The sequence below is a fragment of the Providencia rettgeri genome (assembly GCF_023205015.1).
Classification (GTDB): domain Bacteria; phylum Pseudomonadota; class Gammaproteobacteria; order Enterobacterales; family Enterobacteriaceae; genus Providencia; species Providencia rettgeri_E.
Window position 1 is genome coordinate 3,711,427 of the sequence record NZ_CP096258.1, and the last position, 23,654, is coordinate 3,735,080.

Here is a 23,654-nt window from a genome sequence, read left to right on the forward strand (position 1 = left end):
CTTTCGGTGGGCTTTTTGCCGACACCTAACTTTAGCGCGGCTTTACCATTTGCCATTCTAAATGGCGCTTAATCGCTGGCCATTCTGACTCGATGATACTGTAAATACAGCTATCACGCAGTTCACCCGTTTTAGTTTTCATATGATTGCGAAGGACACCATCGAGTTTTGCCCCTAAACGTTCAATGGCACGGCGACTTTGGCTATTTAAAAAATGCGTACGAAACTCCACTGCAACGCAGTCTAATTCCTCAAAGGCATGTTTTAACAGCAAATATTTAGCCTCTGTATTTAATGCGGTACGCTGCACCTCCACCCCATACCACGTGGCGCCAATTTCAACCCGTCTTACCGCATGGTCTACACGGTTATAAGACGTAATACCAACTGGTTTATCGCTTCGTTTATCGATCACCACAAAAGGTAAGCATTCCTTTTTCTGGAAATTTTCCAGGCGTTTTTCCACATCTTGAGAGAAATGTTCAGGCTCAGGCACTAAGGCATACCACAAATTATGCAGTCCATCTCGCCGAATAATATCTGCCAGTTCGACATCATATTGGTGAGATAGAGGTTCAAGGCGAACGCATTCACCTTCTAAAATAATAGGTTGGCAAATCTCTTTCATCATCGTTTCCCCATATCGTTCTTTATGCTGTATGCCTCTTTTTTAATCTCTTTTTATGACATAAAAACCAAAAAACACCTATTTTTTTATGACACTCAGCTATTTAACCGAAAACATATGATAAAAATCACAAAATTTTAACATCTTTACCAAATTATCCCTTCATTAGGCTACAGTTAACTCATCTGACCTGTTAATAAAATCCCGAATGGGAGTATAATAATGAGCAATTTCCCACACCTTTTTGCCCCACTTGATTTAGGCCATACCGTCCTAAAAAATCGCATCTTGATGGGCTCAATGCATACTGGGCTTGAAGAGCACCCACAAGGCAGTGAGCGGCTAGCACATTTTTATCGCCTACGCGCTGAAAATGGTGTCAGCCTCATCATTACCGGTGGCATAGCGCCTAACCCTGAAGGGGCACTTACCGCTCATGGCGCGGTATTAAACGATAAAAACCAGCTTTCATTTCATCGACAAATCACAGATGCTGTCCATCAAGCAGATGGTAAAATCGCCTTACAAATCTTGCATGCAGGGCGTTATGGGCTGCATCCTAAATTAGTTGCGCCAAGCTCAATTCAAGCAGAAATTATTCCTTTCGCCCCCCGAGAGCTCTCAACTGGTGAAGTTGAAAAAACGATTGATGACTTCGTGACAACCGCCAAGCTAGCTCAGCAAGCTGGGTATGATGGTGTTGAAATTATGGGTTCCGAAGGTTATTTAATTAACCAATTCATTACCAAGCGCACCAACCATAGAACTGATGAATGGGGTGGGAGTTACATAAACCGAATTCGCTTTCCCATTGAAATCGTGCGACAAATAAGGGAAGCCGTTGGGGAGAACTTTATCATTATTTATCGACTTTCCATGTTGGATTTAGTCGAAGAAGGCTCAACATGGGAAGAGGTTGAATTTCTTGCCAAACAAATTGAAAACGTAGGTGCCAGTATGATCAACACCGGTATTGGTTGGCACGAAGCTCGAGTACCGACGATAGCAACACAAGTTCCCCGTAGTGCATTTAGTTGGGTTACGCAAAAATTAATGGGAAAAGTGAATATTCCGCTGATAACCACAAATCGCATCAATGACCCCTTTGTTGCAGAACATATTATTGCCAATCATCAAGCAGATATGGTTTCAATGGCCCGGCCGTTTCTTGCCGATGAAGCGTTTGTTCGTAAAGCCGCAGAAAATCGAGCAGATGAAATCAACACCTGCATTGGCTGTAATCAAGCCTGTCTCGACCTTATCTTTAGTGGCAAGCTCGCCAGCTGTTTGGTTAACCCACAAGCCGTTAGGGAAATGGATTACCCCAATGAAAAAGCGCCACAGAGTAAATCTGTCGCAATTGTTGGCGCAGGGCCTGCTGGGTTATCTTGTGCAATTTACGCGGCAAAGCGTGGGCACCGAGTCACTTTGTTTGAAAAATCTAACCATATAGGTGGTCAATTTAACCTCGCTAAACAGATACCCGGCAAAGAAGAATTCCATGAAACCATCCGTTACTTTTGCCGCCAATTACAATTATTGAATGTTGATGTACGCCTTGAACAACAAGCTGATGTTGACTGTTTATCGGGATTTGATGAGGTCATTATTGCAACAGGCGTCGTCCCACGAAAAATCCAGCTCGAAGGGATTGACCATCATAAGGTCATTTCTTATATCGATGTCATCACCAAACAACGTTCCGTGGGGAAAAGCGCCGCCATTATTGGGGCTGGGGGGATTGGGTTTGATGTTGCTGAACTGCTAACCCAAGAAGGAAAAAGTAGCAGTTTAGATTCATCACTATTTAATAAAGAGTGGAATATTGATACCTCGATCCATTCAAAAGGTGGTGTATTTCCCCCACAAAAAACCCCGATAGCATCAGCTCGCCAATTGTATTTATTACAGCGGAAAAACAGTAAAGTGGGAGCAGGCCTCGGTAAAACAACCGGTTGGGTACATCGTTTATCACTAATGAAACGCGGTGTTCAAATGCTAAATGGCGTGGAATACATGCGAGTTGATGACGAAGGGCTCCATATTCGCTATCAAGATAAAACACAGTGCCTGCCCGTTGATAATGTCATTTTGTGTGCAGGGCAAGAGCCTTACTGCCCATTAAAAACACAACTAGCAGAACACGGGATCAACGCCCATGTGATTGGCGGTGCGGATGTTGCCGCAGAACTGGATGCACGCCGAGCAATTGAGCAAGGGATGAAAATTGCGTATCAGCTTTAATTTTTCTGCTCCGTTGTTCGGGATTTTCGCTAGGTTTTATCACATATTCAAAAATAAAGGCAGAGATTGCTTTCACAGTCCCTGCCCTTTCTTTGGTTCACACAATTAATCACGATGAGATAACTGCGCTTCCGCGTTAGCCAGTTTTTCGTCTTCCGCTAAGCACACAGCCGCAGTAAATAACACATCGGTTGAAGAGTTAAGCGCTGTCTCAGCTGAATCTTGTAATACGCCAATCATCACCCCAACCGCGACCACTTGCATCGCAATTTCATTTGAAATACCAAACATATTACAAGCCAATGGGATCAGCAACAGTGAGCCACCTGCAACCCCAGAGGCCCCACAAGCGCATACTGCAGCAACCACGCTTAATAATAGTGCCGTTGGGATATCCACTGGTACACCTAAAGTGTGCACAGCGGCTAGCGTCAATACCGTAATTGTTACCGCAGCGCCTGCCATATTGATGGTTGCACCTAATGGAATAGAAACAGAATAGGTATCTTCGTGTAAATTCATACGACGACACATCCCCATATTTACAGGGATATTCGCTGCTGAACTACGTGTAAAGAATGCAGTTACCCCGCTTTCACGTAAGCAAGCTAAAACTAATGGATATGGGTTGCGTTTCATTTTCCAATAAACAATCAGTGGGTTAACAATAAAAGCAACGACCAACATACAGCCAATTAAAACAGCGAGAACGTGGATATAACCTTTTAAGGTTTCAAAGCCAGTCGTTGCGATAGTGGAAGCAACTAAGCCAAAAATCCCTAAAGGCGCTAAGCGGATCACAACACGTACCAGCTGTGTTACCGCATTAGAAAAATCATGAACTAAATTTTTTGTGGTTTCATTTGCATGGCGCAATGCAATACCCAACCCAATCGCCCACGCTAAAATACCAATATAATTGCCCTTAATCAGTGCATCGATAGGGTTCGAAAATATATTGATTAGCAAACCTTTTAACACTTCAGCAATATTTCCCGGTGGATTTAGCTGTGTATCACCGACCACTAACACTAAATTTGATGGAAATAGAAAAGAACCAATAACGGCGACAACCGCGGCAAAAAATGTTCCCAAAATATACAAGACCAGTATAGGTTTGATATTGGTTTTTTGACCTTGACGGTGGTTAGCAATAGATGACATCACTAACACCCATACTAATACAGGCGCAACAGCCTTTAATGCACTAACGAATAAATCCCCTAACAACCCGACATTTTTTGCAGCAGATGGCCATAACCATGCAAGCAAAATACCTGCTATCAAGCCAACCAGTATCTGCTTGACTAGACTACCTTGGCTAATAACTCGCCATAACCCTGTTTTATTTGTATCCATAATAGACCTATATTATTTATCTTTATTAGGAATTAAATGTGTTTGCACAGCAAGTATAAGGAATAATAGTCGCCTGAAAAGGCAATTATTCAAAATATACACAATGATTGACTTTGTTTAACAAACATTTTACATAACTGTGATCTCAATAGAGTTTTGTTTCTTATAGTAGAATGGTATGACTAAAATGGTTGAGTGTTTTCAGAGGGTTAAAAAAAATCCCCTGCTTCACAGCAGAGGATTTAAAAAATGAAAAAGGTAAATTAATTTTTTGCTTCATTACGTTTATTAACAATGGCATTAATAACCAGCGTTATAACTAAGATTGACGCAATCACGCCCAATGAAATTGGTGTTGGGATGTGGAAAATATCAATCAATAGCATTTTTATACCGATAAAGCTTAAAATCACCGCTAAACCGTATTTTAACATTGAGAATTTCTCAGCAACTCCAGACAACAAGAAATACATGGCACGTAGGCCTAAAATAGCAAATAAATTCGATGTTAAAACAATGAATGGGTCAGTTGTTACCGCAAAAATAGCGGGTATGCTGTCCACTGCAAATATCACATCACTAATTTCAACTAAGATCAGGACTAAAATAAGTGGGGTCGCAAATAAAACGCCATTACGTTTAATGAAGAATTTTTCACCATGCAATTCATCTGTCATACGTAAATGAGAACGAACCCATTTGACTAACGGTTTATCGGTAATTGGCGAATCATCTTCTTTAGCAAAAGCCATTTTCAAACCCGTAAATAGCAAGAACAAGCCAAATACATATAAAATCCAGCTAAATTGCGTGACTAACCAACTACCTGCAAAAATCATAATCGTACGAAGTACGATAGCGCCTAATACTCCATAGACCAACACTCGACGTTGTAAATTGGCTGGGATCGCGAAATAACTAAATAACATTAACCAAACGAATACGTTATCAACAGCTAATGCTTTTTCCAATAAATAACCCGTTAAGAACGCCATGGTTTGGCTGTAGGCAAACTCACGCCCCACGTTCTCATTAAGATACCACCAAAAGCCTGCTGCAAAGAGCAGTGAAAGAGTTACCCACACAATACTCCAAGCCGCAGCTTGTTTCATCGACATTGCTTGGCCCTTGTGTTTCCCTTGCCAGAACAAATCAATGAGCAACATAAGTAAAATAATAACGGCAAAACTACCCCATAAAATCGGGTTACCAACTGAGTGCATTTTCCTTTCCCTTAAAAAACAAAAAACGGCTGATATCCAGAAGACATCAGCCGCTTAAAATTCGTTAACCACAAGTGATTTCTTTAGGTTGTAAATTATGAGCAAACCTCGCCTTCTGGCAAGGTCTCACTTACAACACAAACACCCAGAAAATAGGGAACTGTGGTGCTCGGCTACCGGGTGTAATGTGTACACCGTAATGACGATAAACCGACAAGAAGAAGTTACTCCCCTTTGCTATGGCGATAAGATACGGTAAATAGTCTTAAAATGCAATAATTAGCCGTTATTGTTTTATCGTTATTTTCTTACATTAAAAGATAAATTAACCAGTATATTTAGTATACCTTACGTAAAAAAACAGGTTAAATGCCGTTTTTAAGCACTTTACATCGTTACATACCACACGATAAATTGTAAAAATAAGCCAAAACTTAAATGAATTCTAAAAATAAGCTTAAAATTTGCTGTTTAGTTATTTTCTGTTTTGTTAAAGTGAGCGTGCTTTACACTAACAGCCTGAGGAAACACTACTTTCACTTTGGCATTCACTTAATCCATTTCTCCCTGCCCAACAACAAGTTTGTTGTTGTTATTGCCGTTTAGGAAACATTAATGGAATTAGTTAGAGAACTTTTTTTCGCCCTTTGGCACCAAGATTATGTCACCCTATCTAACCCTGCGTTAGTGTGGTCGATTTACTTCATGCTGTTTGCTATCTTGTTTCTTGAAAACGGGGTATTGCCTGCAGCGTTTTTACCTGGCGATAGCTTATTGATTTTAGTTGGTGTACTCATTGCTAAAGGCACATTAAGTTATCCGCTCACTATCGTAATTTTAACCGCTGGTGCTAGTTTAGGCTGTTGGGTAGGTTATATACAAGGCCGATGGCTGGGGAACACACGAATTGTTAAAGGCTGGCTTGAGCACCTACCTGAACACTACCACCAACGCGCTTATGGTTTATTCCACCGTCATGGCCTCGCTGCACTACTCATTGGCCGTTTTTTAGCGTTTGTCAGAACCCTACTGCCAACTATTGCAGGACTTGCAGGCTTGCAAAATGGTCGTTTCCAAGTATTTAATTGGTTAAGTGGCTTACTGTGGGTGTTAATTTTGACTGCGATTGGTTATGGCTTTGGTAAAAGCCCGATTTTCCTACAATATGAACATCATATTATGAATATATTGATGTTGATCCCTGTAGGGCTACTGATCCTTGGCCTAATTGGTAGCATTGCCGTTGTCGTCAAGAAAAAGTTTTCAAGTAAAAAAGCAAATTAATCCTCCGTGCGGGAACGCCCTGTTCCCGCATTTTCATTTTTACTTAATTTTACCTCTCAATGTTTCGGTTCATCACGATAAAGCTAATTCACTGAAAATAAAAATATTTACCTTAATACTATTTTTTACATTTTTTCTGAACCCACCATTTATTATTGAATAAGTCATTGCACTTAATGTAAAAACGGTTATTGTTAATACAGTAAAGTTTCTTTTCTATTGATAGGAGGTTCTATATGTCATCAAGTCATTCATCAGAAGACCTACGCGCAGAACTCAAAGCGTTAGCTGACTCTCTTGAAGCCGTATTGAATGATACGGGCGAGAAATCGAAAGAAGAGATTGAAAGCTTGAAATCCAAAGCGAAAGACGCACTTTGCTCATCTCGCGCTAAACTCGGTCAAACGACTGAAAGGATCACTGAACAAACAAAAGAAATTGCGGGTCGTGCAGACAACTATGTCAAAGAAAACCCATGGACTGGTATCGGTATCGGTGCTGCGGTTGGTGTGGTTCTTGGCGTACTTCTCGCAAAACGTTAATTGCTTATGGAACAAAATCAACAACGTCAGGGCCCCGGTAAAGGGGTCCTTGAAATACTGCAACGCATTGCCAGTATCACCGTTAATATCGTTGAAACTCGCCTTCAGCTCATAGCCGTTGAGCTCGAAGAAGAAAAAGTTAATTTTATCCAGTTGCTGTTGTTAGTTGGGCTAGCGCTTCTTTTTACTGCTTTTGGCCTAATGTGTCTAATTGGACTCATTTTTTGGTCTGTAGACCCTGTTTACCGCTATCAAGCACTGGCTATTACAACAGGGTGCTTGGTTCTACTCGCCATTGCCTTCGCCATTTGGGCTCTCAAAAAAGCGAAACAATCTACCTTATTGAGCTCCACGCGGGAGCAACTAAGCCAAGATGCAAGTGCATTAGCAGGTAAGGATAATGACCAAAAATAGACGCCAATTACTTGCCGCAAAAAAACAGCGTTTACTCAACAGAATTGAGCAGCAACGGAACGACCTTGCTGCAAGTTCTGAAGATTGGCTTCATGTGACGGCCCCTTATGACCGTACATGGAAAACCTTGGTTACCTTCCGCCCTTTATTTATTGCGGCAACAGGCCTGCTTTCAATTTATTCACTGAAAAGACCACAGCGCATACTCCAATTAGGGAAAAAAGCCTTCACGATGTGGGGCATAGCAAGAACAATTCAAAGTACGATCAATGCAGGAAAGAAATAATTTAGTTTAAAATCAACAAATTAAACCAAGCACCATCCCTTTAACTCGTTCTCCACTCATTATCATTCAATTTTTTTGACCATTATTGTTAATAAGCTTTGCTTTTTATTGAATAAGCAAATGACTACTATAAGCCCATCAAATGTTTTCTTACCTATTTGTGCTGAAAACAACACTACAAATCGATATATATCACAAAAAAATTATATTTAATGGCTTATTAGTCTGGAGAATTTCAATGAAAAATTTAGAAAATGGTGCGGTATTGTTAGCTCGCATTATGATGCCGGTTCTGTTCATTGTCGCTGGGTACGGAAAACTGGGAGATGCGTACGCAGGAACACAACAATACATGCAAGCGATGGGTGTTCCAGGCTTTTTATTACCTTTAACCATTTTATTAGAATTTGGTGGCGGCTTAGCTATTCTGTTCGGTTTCTTAACTCGAACTGTAGCCCTATTTACTGCAGGCTTTACCGTATTAACGGCGCTACTGTTCCATATCGACTTTAGCGTGGCACCAAATAGTTTAATGTTTATGAAGAACTTTACTATCGCAGGCGGTTTCTTACTATTAGCAGTAACCGGCCCAGGGAAATTTAGTATTGACCATTTATTAAATAAAAAATGGTAACTCCGATTTCATTATCACCCTTATTGATTTAGTTTCATTTATCCGTCCAATTTATACCTCCTTCGGGAGGTATTTTTTTGTCTAAAATAAAGGTATTGAATCAGTTGAAGAGAAAATCACTTAGATGGGGCATTTTCAGTTATTGTTTTAGGAGCTGCATAATCAAACACACTCGTAAACTCTAAATAGTTTGAGTTGTAGGTAGGTGGCAAATTGAGTCATCCCGTGAGCATACATAAGTATGTGACTCGGGTGACTCAATGAAGCCAACACCCCTACCGCTCAAAATATAACGAGTTTACACTCTAAATAATTTTGGGATCTCTCGGAGACACCACGACTTAGCCTCCCCCATACTATCTCTACGCCACGCCATAATAATATTCGTCTCATGGCTATACTCTGCACCAACCACCTTCAAACGCCCTTCACGAATATCTTGTTCAACTATGGGGTACGGCATTGTCGCAACACCCAGGCCTGCCAATAACGCATTGTGTTTATCTTCAATCGTCGACACCGTTAATCGTTGCTGCTTATCCAACAACTGCACCGTTATCACGGGTCGCTCACGTGCGGTATCAGCCACGGCGATCCCACGGTACTTCACTCGAGTCGCATCAGATAACGGTTCAGGCTCTTGATGGATGGGATGATCTGGACTCGCTACGTAAATATGGTTAATGGTATATAACGATTTAGAGTTAATCTCTGAAGATGACCGGAAATGCATATCAGGGGCAATCACGATATCCGCTTTACCGCTTTCAAGTCGCTCCCATGCCCCCGCTAAGACCTCAGTAATCAAAGATAACTGGGTTTCTGACTTTTCCGCCAATCGTTCCACCAGCGGAAAAAGAGAATGAGCAGGAACTAACGCTTCGCACACAATGGTTAAATGTGTTTCCCATCCTTTGGCAAGGGCCTCTGCGTCAGATGTTAGCTTATCAGCGGCTTCAAGTAGGATCCGACCTCTATCAAGTAGCATCCTACCGACATTAGTAAACTTAGTTCTATGCCCTGAACGGTCAAATAAAATGACATCAAGCTCTTCTTCTAATTTTTGCATGGTATAGCTCAGCGCAGAAGGGACTCTCCCCAACTCTTCAGCGGCTGCAGCAAAACTACCACGGCGATCGATTGCATCCATAACTCTTAATGATTCAAGCGTTAATGCTCTCTCTTTACTCATGAAGCTTCTCTTTCAGGAAATTTGAACAAGGGAAACAGATTAACTGGCTAACAATTCAACGTCCAGCTATTTATTATAACAATAGATTATTAACTTATTTATTTTTGATGGGGGGTAACCATTATGATGATACTGAGACCCGCTAATCATTGCGGCAAAGCTGATTATGGTTGGCTACAAGCGCGTTATTCCTTTTCATTTGGCCATTATTTTGACCCAGACTTTATGGGTTTTAAAACACTCAGAGTGCTAAATCAAGAAGTTATCGCGCCACAAAATGCATTACAGCCAAGAACCTACCCACATGTCGATATCTTAAATATCATATTAAAAGGGCATGCGGAGTATCGTGATAGCTCAGGTAATACTATCCAAGCGAATGAAGGGGAATGTGTGCGTTTTTCACCGCGCCCAGATCTCAGTTACAGTGAACAAAATGTGTGCCCAAAAACACCGCTAACACGTTTACAGCTCTGGCTCAATGCTTGCCCACAGCTAGAATCGTTACCTTTGCAAAAAATAACCATTAATGAAAATGAGAACAGACTGATCGCATCTCCTGACGGGGAGCAACAAAGTATTCAATTACGTCAACAAATTTGGATCACCCAAATTCATTTGGCAGCCAATGAATCATTAGTTATAACGCTAAAAGGAAGAAACTCATTTCTTCAATCTATACATGGTGGAGCAACATTGCGTACACCAAAAGGCGAGCAGTTAGGAATGAATTGCAATGACGGGGCGTTTATCCAAGACGATAATCAAGTCATTATTAGTGCAGATAAACCGTTTAGAGGTCTATTAATTGACCTTGGGGAATAAAAACCAGTCCCTTCCAGCTATAACAGCATGAAATTTGCGAACAGATCCGCAAATTTCATGATTTACATATCCTACATATTGACATGCTTGTGTTAGAGTCCTGCCATTAGCGAGCAAAAAATACGTGATTTTCTTGCTCAAATGCTTTTTTGTTTTGATTTTAAAGGTGTTTCCGTGGCTCTATTCACTCAACAGCGACATAATCAAATTTTTGCTCAAATTCTTAATGAGGTTGTGCCTCAAGACGAATTAGCAAAAAACTTTTCGGTTTCTACTCGAACGATTCGTTCTGATATCAATGAAATCAATGAATTGATACAGCCATATAGTGCACATATTGTGTATGAGCGAGGTCGTGGTTACCGGTTGAAAATTGAAGATGAAGCCCTATTTGCCACTTTTACGCAACAAAATGATGAAGACAGCCATATTCCTCGCACGAGCAAAGAACGCATTGATGCCCTGCTATTAAAACTCTTAATGCTATCACTCCCCGTAAAACTTGATGATATCGCTGAAGAGTGGTTTATCAGCCGCGGTACATTACAGCAAGATATGGGCGCGGTACGAGAACAGCTCCAAAAATACCAAATTGCGTTAGAAAGCATTCCTCATCAAGGCATTCGTTTAAACGGTAGCGAGTGGGCGGTTCGCGCTTGTATGACCGAAACTTTATGGCGTCGTTATTCCGCACAGATAACGCCTGATTTATCCACTTTCCGTCCAGATTGCCTTGATAATTTAGACCTGACATACATCGATAAAGTTTTGCATAACAGTATGAATCGCTTTGATATTCGCATTAGTAATGAAGGGCATTTGTACTTGGTTTTTAATTGTGCAGTCACTATTTTACGCATCACTCGCGGACATGAACTCACCACCGCTGTCAAAGATGATGACAGTGAAGAAGCGATCCGCAAAGCCTGTGGTGAAATATCTAAAGGGTTAATCTACTTCCTTGGCAATGACTTGTCAGGCGCAGAGCTTAGCTATTTACATGACCAAATTATCGCCCAACGCATTAGTCACCAAGACTCAAGCACGCAAAAAAATGGAACGCATAATGAGCTATGCGAATATATTTTAAGTTATATTAATGAATTATATAATTATGATTTGCGTAACGATGAAAAGCTCAAAAAAGATCTCAATACGCATCTCGCTGCGTTGATCACTCGCTTGCAATACCATATTTCCACACCAAACCCATTACTTTCTGATATTAAACAATATTATCCTTTTGCTTATGATGTCACACTGAGCGCGTTGACCAGTGCCAGCAAACAGTTACTCCCTCATCCTATTAGCGAGGACGAGTTAGGTTATTTAGCGGTGCATATCGGTGTCAGTCTTGAAAGAAATTATGGCGCTGGCTCTATTCGCCAAACGGAAGTACTGGTGGTAACGGATGCTGGAAACTCCACGTTTCGCGTGGTTGAATCTAAAATCATGCGTGAATTTCCACAACTCAAATTTAGCCGAGGGTTAACGCTACAAGAGTATGAGTCTTTGGATGAAGTCTCTGAAGATTTCGTCATTACCACGGTGCGAATTTCAGAGAAAAACAAACCTGTCATTAAAATCGCACCTTTTCCAACCCCCTATCAGCTAGAGCAAGTTGGCCGCCTAGCGATGGTTGACCAAACTCGCCCTTATATTATCGAGCGTTTTTTTGATGAACGGTTCTTCATGGTCATCAATGAAAAAATTAGCCAAGAAGAGCTCTTTCAAATGGTTTGCCATAAATTACAGCAAGAAGGTTATGTCACACCCGATTTTTACCCTTCACTGCAAGAGCGTGAATCAATTGTGTCCACTTTGCTTGGGGAAGGCATTGCATTGCCCCACTCTTTAGGACTACTCGCCAATAAAACGGTAGTTGCAACCGTTGTCGCCCCCAAAGGCATTGAGTGGAATAAAGAAACCAAAGAGAACGCTTATGTCATTTTCTTACTGGCAATTAGCAAAACAGACTATGAAGAAGCAATGGCTATTTATGATTTATTCGTTACCTTTGTAAAAGAAAAAACGACTCGTCGCTTAGTCAGCGTCAAAAATTTCAATGAATTCCAAGTGATAGCTAAAGATAGCTTAGCGCGTATTCTTTAATTTGATAGCAACTTCCACTTTGGAGTGGAAAAGAGGGAGTTGCTAATTTTTACGTGATCCTAGCCACAACTCTCGCAAATATTTCCCTATCCTAAACGATCTGTTTTACACACAAAACGACTAAGTGGAAGCAATTACAACTAATATAAAATAATTTCCATTTATAATTTCCACTTTCTTTTCCAGTTCATTTTTTTGTTTCCATTTTGTAGTTAAAAAAATAATCAATTGATAAATAACACATTTTATTCACGCTATTGTTATTTTTATCCTTTTTAGAGAGTTGACTGATGTCAATTTTTCCACTTAACTTCCAAATAGAACAAAAAATACACTCTTTAGCTTCCAAACAATTTCCACTTACAAGTGGAAATTCCCTGCCTGCAAAAAATACGAATAAGCGTCTAATGTATAAGACATGAAGGAACAGAGTAGTCTAACTTGCAATATTACTTTGGATTTTAAATAGTTATGAGTGAATCAGTTGTCGTTTTTAAAATGTTAGAACATAACCTTGATATTGATGAGGTGACACAAAAACTGCTAGCAGTGATTACTGACTGGCTCAAGCAGGAGGGCTGCTACACCACAGATGTACAACAACAAATGTTGGAGTCTCATTTACGTGCCATGGTTGGTAGAGCAAAAACGGGTGAAGCCTTACCAGAGGTCGATATCAGCTTATTCGATGAAATTTCTGAACATTCGATAGCGCTCGCACAACGGGTTGTTGACACACTTCCCGGTTTAGCACCTGAAGAGACCTATTTACTCTCTGTTCACTTTGAAGTCGCACGTTCAAATGATTAATTACTAATTTTGTAGGATTTGGAGAATATTTTATGAAACAGATCGTTGTTGTTATCGGTGACCGTTTAGGTAAAGGCCAAAAAGTAGCTGCAGGTGTTGAAGCTGCGGGTGGTAAAGCGGTTGTTGTTCCGGGTGTCGCTGCTGACATGAAACTCGGTGATGTGATGAACGCAGAGCAAGCCGATTTGGGTATCTCATTTTGTGGTAGTGGTGGCGCTGGCGCAATCACAGCACAAACTAAATATGGCTATAAAGCTCGCTATGGGATGCGCTCTATTGAAGAGGGAGAAACCGCGATTGCAGATGGTTGCAACGTACTAGGTTTCGGTTTTATGGACAAGGAAGAGTTAGGCGAGCGCTTGGTAAAAGCATTCAATAAAAAATACGGCAACGCTTAATGAAAAAATCTATCGAAACGGTTGTGCGGGTTACAGGGCAAGGCGACACTAAGCAAAAAGCAATAGCTGACGCCTTAAATTCAATTCAAAAAACCGTACTGAAAAACAGCACAGACATCATCCTACGGATAGAACCAAAGGATGTTGAAGTGATTAGTGCTCACTCTCATTCGCGGACAGAAAAATTTCTCTTTCTCTTTTTGCCACGCAAACGTGAACATTTTCGTGTTGTACTCGACGTTTCGCTGGATGTCACTTTACTTTCTGTCAACGAAATACCATTTACAGAACAATAATAGCAATCAGGTCTGGAGTTAATTCCATGAGTGAAACTGCATCTTTTTTAGAAATATTGGGTATGTCCCTGATTATCGGTGGGCTTTGCGGCTTTGGCTTAGGCGCAGGGGCTGCGCGTATGTTCCACGCACCAACCGTACAAGGTATGGGGGCATTCCGTACATTGGGTGAGCTGAACGCGTGCGAAGGCGACCCAGCTTCTCACTTTTCTTTCGGCTTAGGGTTCTTCTTTAACGCATGGGCGTCGTCAGTTGCCGCAGGGGCATTTACACAAGACGTTGACCACCGCATCATCCCAAACTGGGGGGCCGCAGCGCTACTAACCAAAAACCGTAGCGTTGCTGACACACTGCATAACCCGAAAAAAATGGCTATCGCTTGTGCCATCATCGGGGCATTAGTAGTCGCCTTCTTAAACACCACCGCTTCTGCTGTTCCGGCTGCTCTGCAAACAACAGCCATTAACGTACTGGTACCTGCCGCAAACTTGCTCGTTAACACAGTGATGCCTGTTATCTTCTGGTTAGCCGCGATGGATGCAGGCCGTCGTTCAGGTTTCTGGGCAACGCTATTTGGTGGTTGCGCCCAATTAATCATGGGGAATGCCATCCCTGGTTTAGTTTTAGGTATCTTGATTGGTAAAGGCGTTGATGACAACGGCTGGAACCGTATCACTCGCACAATGATGGTAACCGTCGTTCTACTGTTCGTTCTTAGCGGCTTCTTCCGTGAATTCGATCTGAAGATGATCACCTCTTTCAACCTAGATAAACCATTGTGGCTTGAATACGTCCACGGTCTGCTGAGCGGGAAATAATCATGACAACTGAAATTAACAAACAAGATTTTTGGTATGCAGAGTGGTCCTTCCCGATTTTTGTCGGGCTGTTATCCGCAGGGATCTTCGCAGGTACCCACATGTATGTCGTCTACGGCTTTGGGGCATTTAACGAAGTGGCGTTCGTTGCCATGTTACGTGCAGGGTTAGATACCGGCGTATATGGTGCGGTTGCCGCATTTGGTGCGGTTGCCGCATTTGGTGCGAGTTTCCTATTTGCTCGGATTATCGAAGGCTCACTGGTGGGTATTTTAGATATTGGTGGCGCACTACAAACTGGTATTGGCCTCGGTGTTCCTGCCTTATTTTTAGCCGCGGGTTGGGATTTTTTAGTCACTAACTTTTGGATGTCGTTACTAACTGGCTTATTCCTTGGCGTATTAATCGGCTTACTGATTGTATTTGCACGTAAATTCACGATTGCTCAGGCTAACTCAACCTTTGGTGCTGACGTCATGATGGGCGCGGGTAATACCTCCGGCCGTTTCTTAGGCCCATTGATTATTTTAGCTGCGATGGCCGCATCTATTCCAATCGGAATTGGCTCTTTAATTGGCGCATTGATTTTCTATGTATGGCAAAAACCCGTTGCCGGCGGGGCAATTTTAGGGGCGATGTTGTTCGGTTATTTCTTCCCAATCGTCGCCTAACTCGTATCCTCCCGGAGCATCGGCTCCGGGTTACTGAATAACATCATTAAAAGCAGGCTCGAAATAGTTCAAAGAGTAGCGTAAGAGTAACCAATAACGCTGCGGTTGACATCATTTAGAATACGCACTTAAGCATACTCTAAATAATTCAAATCGCAGCTAGGCGGCAAACGACGATATCCCTAGGAGCATACACTAGTATGTGACTAGGGTAGCGGAAGTGCTGCCAACAACGCTGCGGTTTGAAGTATGACGAGTATGACGAGCACCGAATATAAAGAGGGCAACTATGTACTATTCTCTAATCATCAAGCAAGCTAAGCGTATCGATGGCACCATTATCGATATTCTCATCAAAGATGGAAAAATCGAAGCGGCAGGTCCTGAGTTAGCCTCCAACCAACAAGCTGACAAGATCATTGATCTCCAAGGCAAAACCTATGTCAGCGCCGGATGGATTGATTCTCACGCACACTGTTTTGTTGAGTCGCCTATCTACTTCGATGACCCTGATTTAGCAGGAGCTGCTGGCGGAGTTACCTCACTGGTTGATGCAGGTAGTGTCGGTGCTAATGATATAGATAAATTTTATCAGCTCACCCAGAAATCAAAAACGAATGTCTTTTCTCTACTGAATATTTCGCGTATTGGCATCATTGCACAAAATGAACTGTCCGATATGAACAACATCAATGAAACCTGCTTTCAAGACGCTATCGAACGCCACTCAGGCTTTGTCGTTGGTATGAAAGCCCGTATGAGTAAAAGCGTGGTGGGTGAAAATGGCATTGCCCCACTGGTTAAAGCCAAAGAAATGCAAAAAAAACATCACCTTCCACTCATGGTACACATTGGTAATAACCCACCTAATATCGATGAAGTCGCTGATTTACTGACGCGCGGCGATATCATCACTCACTGCTTTAACGGTAAGCCCAATAAAATTTTAGGTGAAGATGGCTACCTAAAACCATCAATTGCTCGCGCCTTAGCACGCGGTGTCATATTAGATGTTGGCCACGGCGGTGAAAGTTTCAGCTTTAAAGTTGCCGAACAAGCCATGCGTATCGGCACTTATCCTGACATTATCAGTTCAGATATTTACCAGCGCAACCGCGTTAATGGCCCAGTTTATAGTCTCGCTTTTGTAATGACTAAATTTCTGTGTATGGGTTTTAGTGCGGAACAAGTGCTTCGCTGTGTGACCGAAAAAGCGGCCGATTTCTTATCTTTGCCAGCGAAAGGGTATTTAAGACCAGGCTTTGATGCCGATATTACCCTTTTTGACCTCAAAGAAGAGCAAACTGAGCTCACTGATGCAGAAGGCGAACAGCGTATAGGCACACACCGCTTCGTACCGTTGGCCGCTATCGTTGGTGGAAAACACATTATTCATGCACAAGGTGAATCCGAACATGCAATCGATTTATGATAAGTATCAGTTAAAACACGTTATTAATGCTTCTGGCCGCATGACAATTCTGGGTGTTTCAACACCAACGCCAGAAGTTGTCGAACGTGTTGCTTACGGTCTAAATAATTACTTTGAAATTAAAGATTTAGTTAACAAAACTGGCGAATATATTGCGAGTTTATTAAACGTTGAAGCGGCAGTTGTTGTTTCCTGTGCATCTGCCGGTATTGCACAAGCTGTTGCAGCAGTGATTATAAAAGATGATGATGATTTACTGCTCAATTTGCATTCATCCGACAAAGTTGTTCCACGTGAAATTATTTTACCTAAAGGCCATAACGTTAACTTTGGAGCCCCTGTCGACACAATGGTGAGCTTAGGTGGTGGTAAAGTGGTAGAAGCGGGTTTTGCTAATGAGTGCAACGCAGCTCAATTAGCGGCAAAAATCACCCCCAATACTGCTGCTATTCTGTATATCAAATCGCACCATACCGTACAAAAAAGCATGCTAACGGTTGAACAAGCCGCCAAAGTGGCTCATGACCACCAGCTCCCCCTGATTGTTGATGCGGCCGCTGAAGAAGAACTCACGGCTTACTACCAAGCTGGTGGCGATATTGTGATTTACAGTGGCGCAAAAGCGATTGAAGGCCCAACAAGCGGCCTTGTTATCGGTAAAAAGCAGTATGTTGAATGGGTCAAACGCCAAAGCCAAGGTATTGGCCGCGCGATGAAAGTGGGTAAAGAAGGTATTTTAGGTCTGACACTCGCTATCGAACAGTACCTGACTGCAACAAAAGAAACTGGCGCAGAGATGGTCAATCGAATGAGTAAATTCATCAGCGATTTGAATGCAATTAAAGGTATCTCCGCGCAAGTTGTCTGGGATGCTGCAGGTCGTGATATCGCCCGCACCGAAATTAGCTTTGATGAAAAAACGATAGGCAAAACCACTTACCAAATTATGGCTGAATTAAAGCAAGGTGATACCGCGATTTACTTCCGCGAATACAAAGCCAACGAAGGAAAAGTGGAAGCTGACATTCGCAGTGTTAGCACTGAGCAACTTGATGTTATTTCACAGAATATTCGTTTGTTAGTAGAAGGAATTTAAAATGAAATTGTCACCAAATTTTTATCGTGACCGTGTGTGTTTAAACGTTCTGGCGGGCAGCCATCAAAATGCAAAAGATATCTATGCCGCCGCAGAAACCTTTGTTGTTGTTGGTGTTTTATCTAAAAATTACCCTGACTTAGAAAGCGCGATTGCGGATATGCGTATTTATGCCCAAGAAACGGATAATGCTTTATCGGTTGGTCTGGGTGCTGGCGATCCAAACCAATCAACCATGGTATCGTTGATTTCAAAAGAAGTGCAACCGCAGCACGTTAACCAAGTATTTACTGGCGCTCCAATTAGCCGTGCACTATTAGGCCAAAACGAAACCTTCGTGAATGCACTCATATCACCGACAGGCACAGTGGGTATGGTAAAAATTTCCACAGGCCCATTAAGTTCTCAAGCGCCAGAGGGCATTGTGCCGATTGAAACTGCCATTATGATGCTTAAAGACATGGGAGCTGATTCTGTTAAATTCTTTAATATGAAAGGGTTAACTTATATTGAAGAATATAAAGCCATTGCCAAAGCGTGTGCTGAATTTGATTTTTCTTTAGAGCCTACAGGCGGTATTGATTTAGATAATTTTGCCGAAATATTGCAAATTGCCCTCGATGCAGGTGTGAAGAAAATCATTCCTCATATTTATAGTTCAATCATTGATAAAGAATCGGGCAATACTCGCCCAGAAGATGTGCGTCAATTATTGCAGATGGTTAAGCAAGCGGTTAATTGATGCAGTAGTAAGTCGTAAATAAGAAAATAAATATAAGCGAAACGTTATAATATAAGTCATTGTCACAATGACGAAACAACAAATCCCCCTCTCATCAAGTGTGAGTGGGGGATTTTTTATTGTAAGTTAATGACCTATCATTCTTGCATTCGGTATAATATGAAACCAATAATTATCAGGCACTGGGCTACCCCAAACGCCAAAATACATAGCAATTCCAATCGTTATAAATAAAATTGCCAAAGTTAAAATGGCCATTATCATGCCCGATAACCGAAATTGACGTTTTTTTGTTGGTACTTGCAATGAAAAATCTAACGTTGATGCAACAGGGCAAGATTCAACGCACGTCATACATCCCGTACATTCCACCGTTCTTACCGTAATTAACTTATCGACAGGTATCCGTGATGGGCAATTTTTGGCACATTTTCCGCAATCAATACAACTTTCCACATTTCGCCGAATTTTAAATGGCGAAAATAACGAAAATAGCCCTAACAATGCACCATAAGGACATAAATAACGGCACCAAGCGTTACGAATAAACAAACTTGCCACCACTAAAACGACCACAGTGATAAGCGCAAACAAGCTAATATAGCGAAAGAAATCCAACATTTTTACGTCAATAATGATCCCATAAGGGGACATCATAAAATATTGGATCATCTGCGCAGACATGGAAAATGCAATATAAAGAAAGAAACCTAATAACAAATATTTTAGGCCTCTTAAAGGGATATCGAGCCATTTAGGTAAACTGATTTGGTTTTGATAACGAAAGAGTTTTTTCCCTAACTTACCTGTGTACTCTGATATTGTGCCAATCGGGCACATCCATGAACAAAATGCTTTTTTGAACAGCAAGCTAATCATGATAAAAGAAACTAAAAGAAACATTGATGCCGCATGAATGACCGGAAAGCTGCCTGTTTCCAACGTATATTTTAAATTCATTAACCCAGCAATCGGCAGCCAGCCTTCAATCCCTCCCGGACGAGGAAGATAAAGTGTTGCCCCACCCGTTTCGTAGTAACGAACCCAATAATAGAAAGTAATACCGATGTAAAGGTTAATTGCTAACAGTGTTATCTGTACAAATTTCCGCCAAGTTGACGCGTTTCGCCAATCATTCCAAGGAAGCTTTCCTCCTGTTGTACCGGGGCGGCGTTGGTACCTTATACGTGGTTTTTCTATCATGTCCGCACATCTCTTTAACATGCATTATAAATACCACTATTGTAATTACATATTCACATAGCATATTGATTTGCATCAGAGGGTTGTGATCTTGATGATTTGATACTTTGATACTTTGATGCAGCGAATGGTGAAGACAAACAAGATAAGTATTTTGATATTAAATAAAAAGATTATGATTTTTTCTAAATAATTCGAGTTGTGCCACGGCGGCAAAATGAGGAAATCCCTAGGAGCATACACCAGTATGTGACTAGGGTTGACGAATGAAGCCAACACAGGCACAGCTTGAAGTATGACGAAAAAATGGGAGTTGGCCGATAAGCCGGGTTCTGTCATGGACAACCATTCATCTAGGCCAGCACTTGCGCACTGGCTCCAGCAACCTACCCGAGTTCAATGCGGGCCGCACCATATGAACCCCTATTTGGTCTTGCTCCGGGTGGAGTTTACCGTGCCACGAACTGTTACCAGTCGCGCGGTGCGCTCTTACCGCACCCTTTCACCCTTACCTGATCCTGTAAACAGGCCATCGGCGGTTTGCTCTCTGTTGCACTAGTCGTAGGCTCGCGCCTCCCAGACGTTATCTGGCACCCTGCCCTATGGAGCCCGGACTTTCCTCCCCTCTACCCGTCTCCCGAAGGGACTACGATAAAGCAGCGGTTGTCTGGCCAACTCCGCGGCGAATTATAGGCACTTTACTGAGTCTTGTACAGACTCTAACGACTTTCATTTACCACTTATATAAATGAACTCGTCTATTTGCTCAATAATCATTCATCAGCTTGATTATCAAGCATCAATTTATACAACATATTTTTCTTGAGACCATAAATTTCAGCCGTGATTGCAGCCGCTTTTTTCGGTGGTAACTCTTTTTGCAACAAATTCAAGGTGCGAACTACGTCCGGTGAAATTGCAGAATCATCTTCAGGCTTCTTATACCCTTCAACAATTAACACCATTTCGCCGCGGTGACGATTCTCATCTTCTTTTACCCAAGCGAGCAACTCCCCTACGGGGCGGCCTTCAATGGACTCCCATGTTTTAGTGATTTCTCGCGCTAAAACAACATGGCGCTCCGGTCCCCAGACTTCCACCATATCTGCTAAACTGTCTAACAAACGGTGGGTTGATTCATAGAAAATCAGCGTGCGAGTTTCTTGTTCGAGTGATTGTAAAACATCTTTGCGACCTTTTGTTTTTGCGGGTAAAAATCCTTCATAACAAAAACGGTCTGAGGGCAAACCTGCGGCAGATAGCGCAGTAATAGCAGCACAAGGCCCCGGTAAAGGTACAACTCGAATACCCGCTTCGCGGCAACGATTGACGAGATGATAACCCGGATCATTAATTAAAGGTGTACCCGCATCGGAGACTAATGCGATACTATCGCCTTGTTGAAGTCGACTAATTAATTGATCTGCCTTTTGCTGTTCATTATGATCATGCAGAGCAAACAATCGTGCATTTATCGCAAAATTCTGTAATAGAATGCCTGAATGCCGAGTGTCCTCTGCAGCAATAAGGTCAACATGTTTAAGAACATCCAACGCGCGTTGCGTGATATCCCTCATATTACCAATTGGGGTAGGAACGATATACAGCGTGGATGCCATAACCACAGCTTGATTAGGTTGGTTCATTGTTTCATCCAAATAGCCGGTTTAAAATTAAGCAATTGAAAAATACACCATTGGATACAGTATGCGTCCTTCAATTTTTTTGCATTTGAAAAAAGGGTTAATGTGCACAGCGATGCTGTCCACATTTGCACTGTCAGGGTGCCAAATTGTCTCGGAATATTTTCCGTCAACCCAAAAAACACCTGAGCAAAGCACATCTGATAATGCTAGCCGTTACCAAGCAATCATCGATGCTGCACAAGGTAAGCCTTCAATGGAGGCGATACGCGCCTACATTAGCCAGGAACCTTTATTAAAAACAGCCGCTGAGCGCCAAGCGAATATTGATGGGTTATGGCAGATGTTAACACAGTTAACGCCAGAACAAATTCATGGCGTTGGCGCCGATGAAAATATTCTCCAAGGCTGGATCGATCTTTTAGATATTTATCAAAACAACCGTGATGACGCCGATGCCTTACTCGCAGGCTATAACGACTGGAAAATGCGTTACTCCAATAACCCTGCGGTGACGACAACGCCGACTCTTTTGCAGCAAGCCATGATACCTCAAGTGGGTAAAACCCCTAAGATTGCTTTATTTTTACCCATGAGTGGCCAAGGGCAAGTATTTGGCCAAGCGATTATGCAAGGCTTTATGGATGCACAAAAAGGCCTGCCTGAAGGATCAACGCCTCAACCTACCGTAACACCACCCAGTAGTGGAAATGATGTCCTCGACCAAATTTATGAACAAGTCGCGGCAACAACAGGTAATGCCCCTACTGCTAGCGATAGCGATGTAGTAGCATCCGCTTTGCGTATCGATGCAGCCCCTGTGAACACCCAAAGCGTCAAGGTGTTTGATACGACAAACAAGCAAATGCCTGCGCTTATTGAGCAAGCAAAAAATGAAGGCTTTAATCTCATTGTTGGGCCATTACTAAAAAGCGATGTTCAAACCATTACCCAAATGGGCGCCCCTATTAGTGTACTCGCGCTCAATGAACTTGATGCGAACCAATTACAGCCTCGCCCAAATCTTTGCTATTTTTCATTATCACCAGAAGATGAAGCACAAAATGCAGCGGCTTACATGAAAGCTGAAGGCAAGCAAATGCCATTAGTATTAGTTCCCGCGAATGCTTTTGGTGATAGAATAGCCAAAGCCTTTGCCCAAGGGTGGCAAGAAAATGGGGGGGGAACCGTTTTAATGCAAACCTTTGGCTCCGTTCCTTCTTTAAAAGAATCAATTAATCGTGGGGCCGGTATCCGTATGACTGGAACGCCAGTGAATAACGGTACACTGCCGATAGATACACAATCAGTAGATACGCAATCGATAGAGCCACAATATATCGATTCAACCGGTGCGATTGACGGCGTTTATATTGTCGCTACTCGTGATGAGCTCACCTTAATCAAACCAATGATTGAAATGGCAATTAGCTCTCGTTCCCGCCCAGCCCTTTATACAAGTTCCCGTAGCAACCAAGCTGGTTCTGGTGCTGACTACCGATTTGAAATGGATGGCGTTAAATTTAGCGAAATCCCTTTACTCGCAGGTGCAAACAATAACTTACGTAAACAGGCCCAACAAACGCTGAATAATGATTACTCTTTATTTCGTTTATATGCCATGGGTATTGATGCATGGTCTTTAGCCAACAATTATGACAAGCTGCAACAATCTGGGCAATTTCGTATCAATGGTGCATCCGGGACCTTAAGCACAACACCAAACTGTGTGGTGTACCGTGAATTACCTTGGCTACAATTTAAACAAGGTCAAGTGGTTTCGGCGCAATAGGGCCATTCAA

At 42.1% G+C, this 23,654-nt stretch carries 23 protein-coding genes and 1 other RNA gene; 17 read left to right on the forward strand and 7 right to left on the reverse strand.

Going from position 1 to position 23,654, the window contains the following annotated elements:
* Positions 1-31: 31 nt before the first annotated feature.
* Positions 32-628, reverse strand: a complete 597-nt coding sequence (locus tag M0M83_RS16905; RefSeq protein ID WP_125890718.1) for a GNAT family N-acetyltransferase — start codon at positions 626-628, stop codon at positions 32-34.
* Between the two features lie 222 nt (positions 629-850).
* On the opposite strand from M0M83_RS16905, the gene M0M83_RS16910 reads away from it, so the two are divergent.
* The gene (locus M0M83_RS16910; RefSeq protein WP_213913094.1) at positions 851-2,872 is read left to right on the forward strand and encodes an NADPH-dependent 2,4-dienoyl-CoA reductase; all 2,022 of its coding nucleotides are present in this window, start codon (positions 851-853) and stop codon (positions 2,870-2,872) included.
* Between the two features lie 105 nt (positions 2,873-2,977).
* Here M0M83_RS16910 and sstT read toward each other — a convergent pair whose 3' ends face one another.
* On the reverse strand, positions 2,978-4,231 hold the full coding sequence (gene sstT / locus M0M83_RS16915; RefSeq protein ID WP_125890389.1) for a serine/threonine transporter SstT: 1,254 nt from the start codon (positions 4,229-4,231) through the stop codon (positions 2,978-2,980).
* A 263-nt stretch (positions 4,232-4,494) separates the two neighbouring features.
* A complete protein-coding gene (locus tag M0M83_RS16920) occupies positions 4,495-5,454 on the reverse strand; it encodes a TerC family protein (RefSeq protein WP_248467046.1) in 960 nt (319 codons plus the stop codon).
* 615 nt (positions 5,455-6,069) lie between these two features.
* Here M0M83_RS16920 and M0M83_RS16925 point away from each other — a divergent pair.
* The 5 genes from M0M83_RS16925 to M0M83_RS16945 all read left to right on the forward strand — a co-directional run bounded on the left by M0M83_RS16925 (position 6,070) and on the right by M0M83_RS16945 (position 8,614).
* On the forward strand, positions 6,070-6,738 hold the full coding sequence (locus M0M83_RS16925; protein WP_125890392.1) for a DedA family protein: 669 nt from the start codon (positions 6,070-6,072) through the stop codon (positions 6,736-6,738).
* 236 nt (positions 6,739-6,974) lie between these two features.
* Positions 6,975-7,280, forward strand: coding sequence for a DUF883 family protein (locus M0M83_RS16930; RefSeq protein WP_125890393.1), 306 nt, complete (start codon positions 6,975-6,977; stop codon positions 7,278-7,280).
* A 6-nt stretch (positions 7,281-7,286) separates the two neighbouring features.
* Positions 7,287-7,694, forward strand: coding sequence for a phage holin family protein (locus M0M83_RS16935; protein WP_248467047.1), 408 nt, complete (start codon positions 7,287-7,289; stop codon positions 7,692-7,694).
* Positions 7,681-7,980 (forward strand): YqjK-like family protein, encoded by a 300-nt coding sequence (locus M0M83_RS16940; protein WP_125890395.1) that lies wholly within the window; start codon positions 7,681-7,683, stop codon positions 7,978-7,980. The genes M0M83_RS16935 and M0M83_RS16940 overlap by 14 nt, the downstream gene beginning before the upstream one ends.
* 238 nt (positions 7,981-8,218) lie before the next feature.
* A complete protein-coding gene (locus M0M83_RS16945; protein WP_248467048.1) occupies positions 8,219-8,614 on the forward strand; it encodes a DoxX family protein in 396 nt (131 codons plus the stop codon).
* A 298-nt stretch (positions 8,615-8,912) separates the two neighbouring features.
* On the opposite strand, the gene M0M83_RS16950 is transcribed toward M0M83_RS16945, so the two are convergent.
* Positions 8,913-9,806, reverse strand: coding sequence for a LysR family transcriptional regulator (locus M0M83_RS16950; RefSeq protein WP_125890397.1), 894 nt, complete (start codon positions 9,804-9,806; stop codon positions 8,913-8,915).
* Positions 9,807-9,929: 123 nt separating this feature from the next.
* On the opposite strand from M0M83_RS16950, the gene M0M83_RS16955 reads away from it, so the two are divergent.
* From M0M83_RS16955 to dagF, 10 genes are all read left to right on the forward strand, one after another.
* Entirely contained in the window at positions 9,930-10,631 is a 702-nt protein-coding gene (locus tag M0M83_RS16955; RefSeq protein WP_125890398.1) for a pirin family protein, read from the forward strand.
* 141 nt (positions 10,632-10,772) lie between these two features.
* Positions 10,773-12,743, forward strand: a complete 1,971-nt coding sequence (locus tag M0M83_RS16960; RefSeq protein WP_125890399.1) for a BglG family transcription antiterminator — start codon at positions 10,773-10,775, stop codon at positions 12,741-12,743.
* A gap of 471 nt (positions 12,744-13,214) precedes the next feature.
* Positions 13,215-13,553, forward strand: a complete 339-nt coding sequence (locus M0M83_RS16965) for a transcriptional antiterminator (RefSeq protein WP_125890400.1) — start codon at positions 13,215-13,217, stop codon at positions 13,551-13,553.
* Positions 13,554-13,585: 32 nt separating this feature from the next.
* Positions 13,586-13,951, forward strand: a complete 366-nt coding sequence (locus M0M83_RS16970) for an SFCGS family glycine-rich protein (RefSeq protein ID WP_004258177.1) — start codon at positions 13,586-13,588, stop codon at positions 13,949-13,951.
* Complete coding sequence (locus tag M0M83_RS16975; RefSeq protein WP_004258180.1) at positions 13,951-14,247, forward strand: DUF4312 family protein; 297 nt, start codon at positions 13,951-13,953, stop codon at positions 14,245-14,247. The genes M0M83_RS16970 and M0M83_RS16975 overlap by 1 nt, the downstream gene beginning before the upstream one ends.
* 26 nt (positions 14,248-14,273) lie before the next feature.
* Positions 14,274-15,065 carry a DUF4311 domain-containing protein gene (locus tag M0M83_RS16980; protein WP_125890401.1) on the forward strand — a complete coding sequence of 264 codons (792 nt, stop codon included), beginning with the start codon at positions 14,274-14,276 and terminating at the stop codon, positions 15,063-15,065.
* A 2-nt stretch (positions 15,066-15,067) separates the two neighbouring features.
* Positions 15,068-15,736 carry a DUF4310 family protein gene (locus M0M83_RS16985; RefSeq protein ID WP_248467052.1) on the forward strand — a complete coding sequence of 223 codons (669 nt, stop codon included), beginning with the start codon at positions 15,068-15,070 and terminating at the stop codon, positions 15,734-15,736.
* A 289-nt stretch (positions 15,737-16,025) separates the two neighbouring features.
* Positions 16,026-17,168 carry an amidohydrolase/deacetylase family metallohydrolase gene (locus tag M0M83_RS16990; RefSeq protein WP_248467053.1) on the forward strand — a complete coding sequence of 381 codons (1,143 nt, stop codon included), beginning with the start codon at positions 16,026-16,028 and terminating at the stop codon, positions 17,166-17,168.
* Positions 17,152-18,264, forward strand: coding sequence for a DgaE family pyridoxal phosphate-dependent ammonia lyase (locus M0M83_RS16995; protein ID WP_125890403.1), 1,113 nt, complete (start codon positions 17,152-17,154; stop codon positions 18,262-18,264). Before M0M83_RS16990 ends, M0M83_RS16995 begins: the two co-directional genes overlap by 17 nt.
* A 1-nt stretch (position 18,265) precedes the next feature.
* Positions 18,266-19,006, forward strand: coding sequence for a 2-dehydro-3-deoxy-phosphogluconate aldolase (gene dagF / locus M0M83_RS17000; RefSeq protein ID WP_125890404.1), 741 nt, complete (start codon positions 18,266-18,268; stop codon positions 19,004-19,006).
* 126 nt (positions 19,007-19,132) lie between these two features.
* Here the strand turns inward: dagF and M0M83_RS17005 are convergent, their stop codons facing one another.
* The 3 genes from M0M83_RS17005 to rsmI form a co-directional block, all read right to left on the reverse strand.
* The gene (locus M0M83_RS17005; RefSeq protein ID WP_248467055.1) at positions 19,133-20,209 is read right to left on the reverse strand and encodes a 4Fe-4S binding protein; all 1,077 of its coding nucleotides are present in this window, start codon (positions 20,207-20,209) and stop codon (positions 19,133-19,135) included.
* Between the two features lie 305 nt (positions 20,210-20,514).
* Positions 20,515-20,888: RNase P RNA component class A (rnpB, locus tag M0M83_RS17010), an RNA gene on the reverse strand.
* A gap of 94 nt (positions 20,889-20,982) precedes the next feature.
* A complete protein-coding gene (gene rsmI, locus M0M83_RS17015; RefSeq protein WP_125890406.1) occupies positions 20,983-21,855 on the reverse strand; it encodes a 16S rRNA (cytidine(1402)-2'-O)-methyltransferase in 873 nt (290 codons plus the stop codon).
* Between the two features lie 61 nt (positions 21,856-21,916).
* Here rsmI and M0M83_RS17020 point away from each other — a divergent pair, with 61 nt between their 5' ends.
* On the forward strand, positions 21,917-23,644 hold the full coding sequence (locus M0M83_RS17020; RefSeq protein WP_248467057.1) for a penicillin-binding protein activator: 1,728 nt from the start codon (positions 21,917-21,919) through the stop codon (positions 23,642-23,644).
* Positions 23,645-23,654 lie beyond the last annotated feature (10 nt).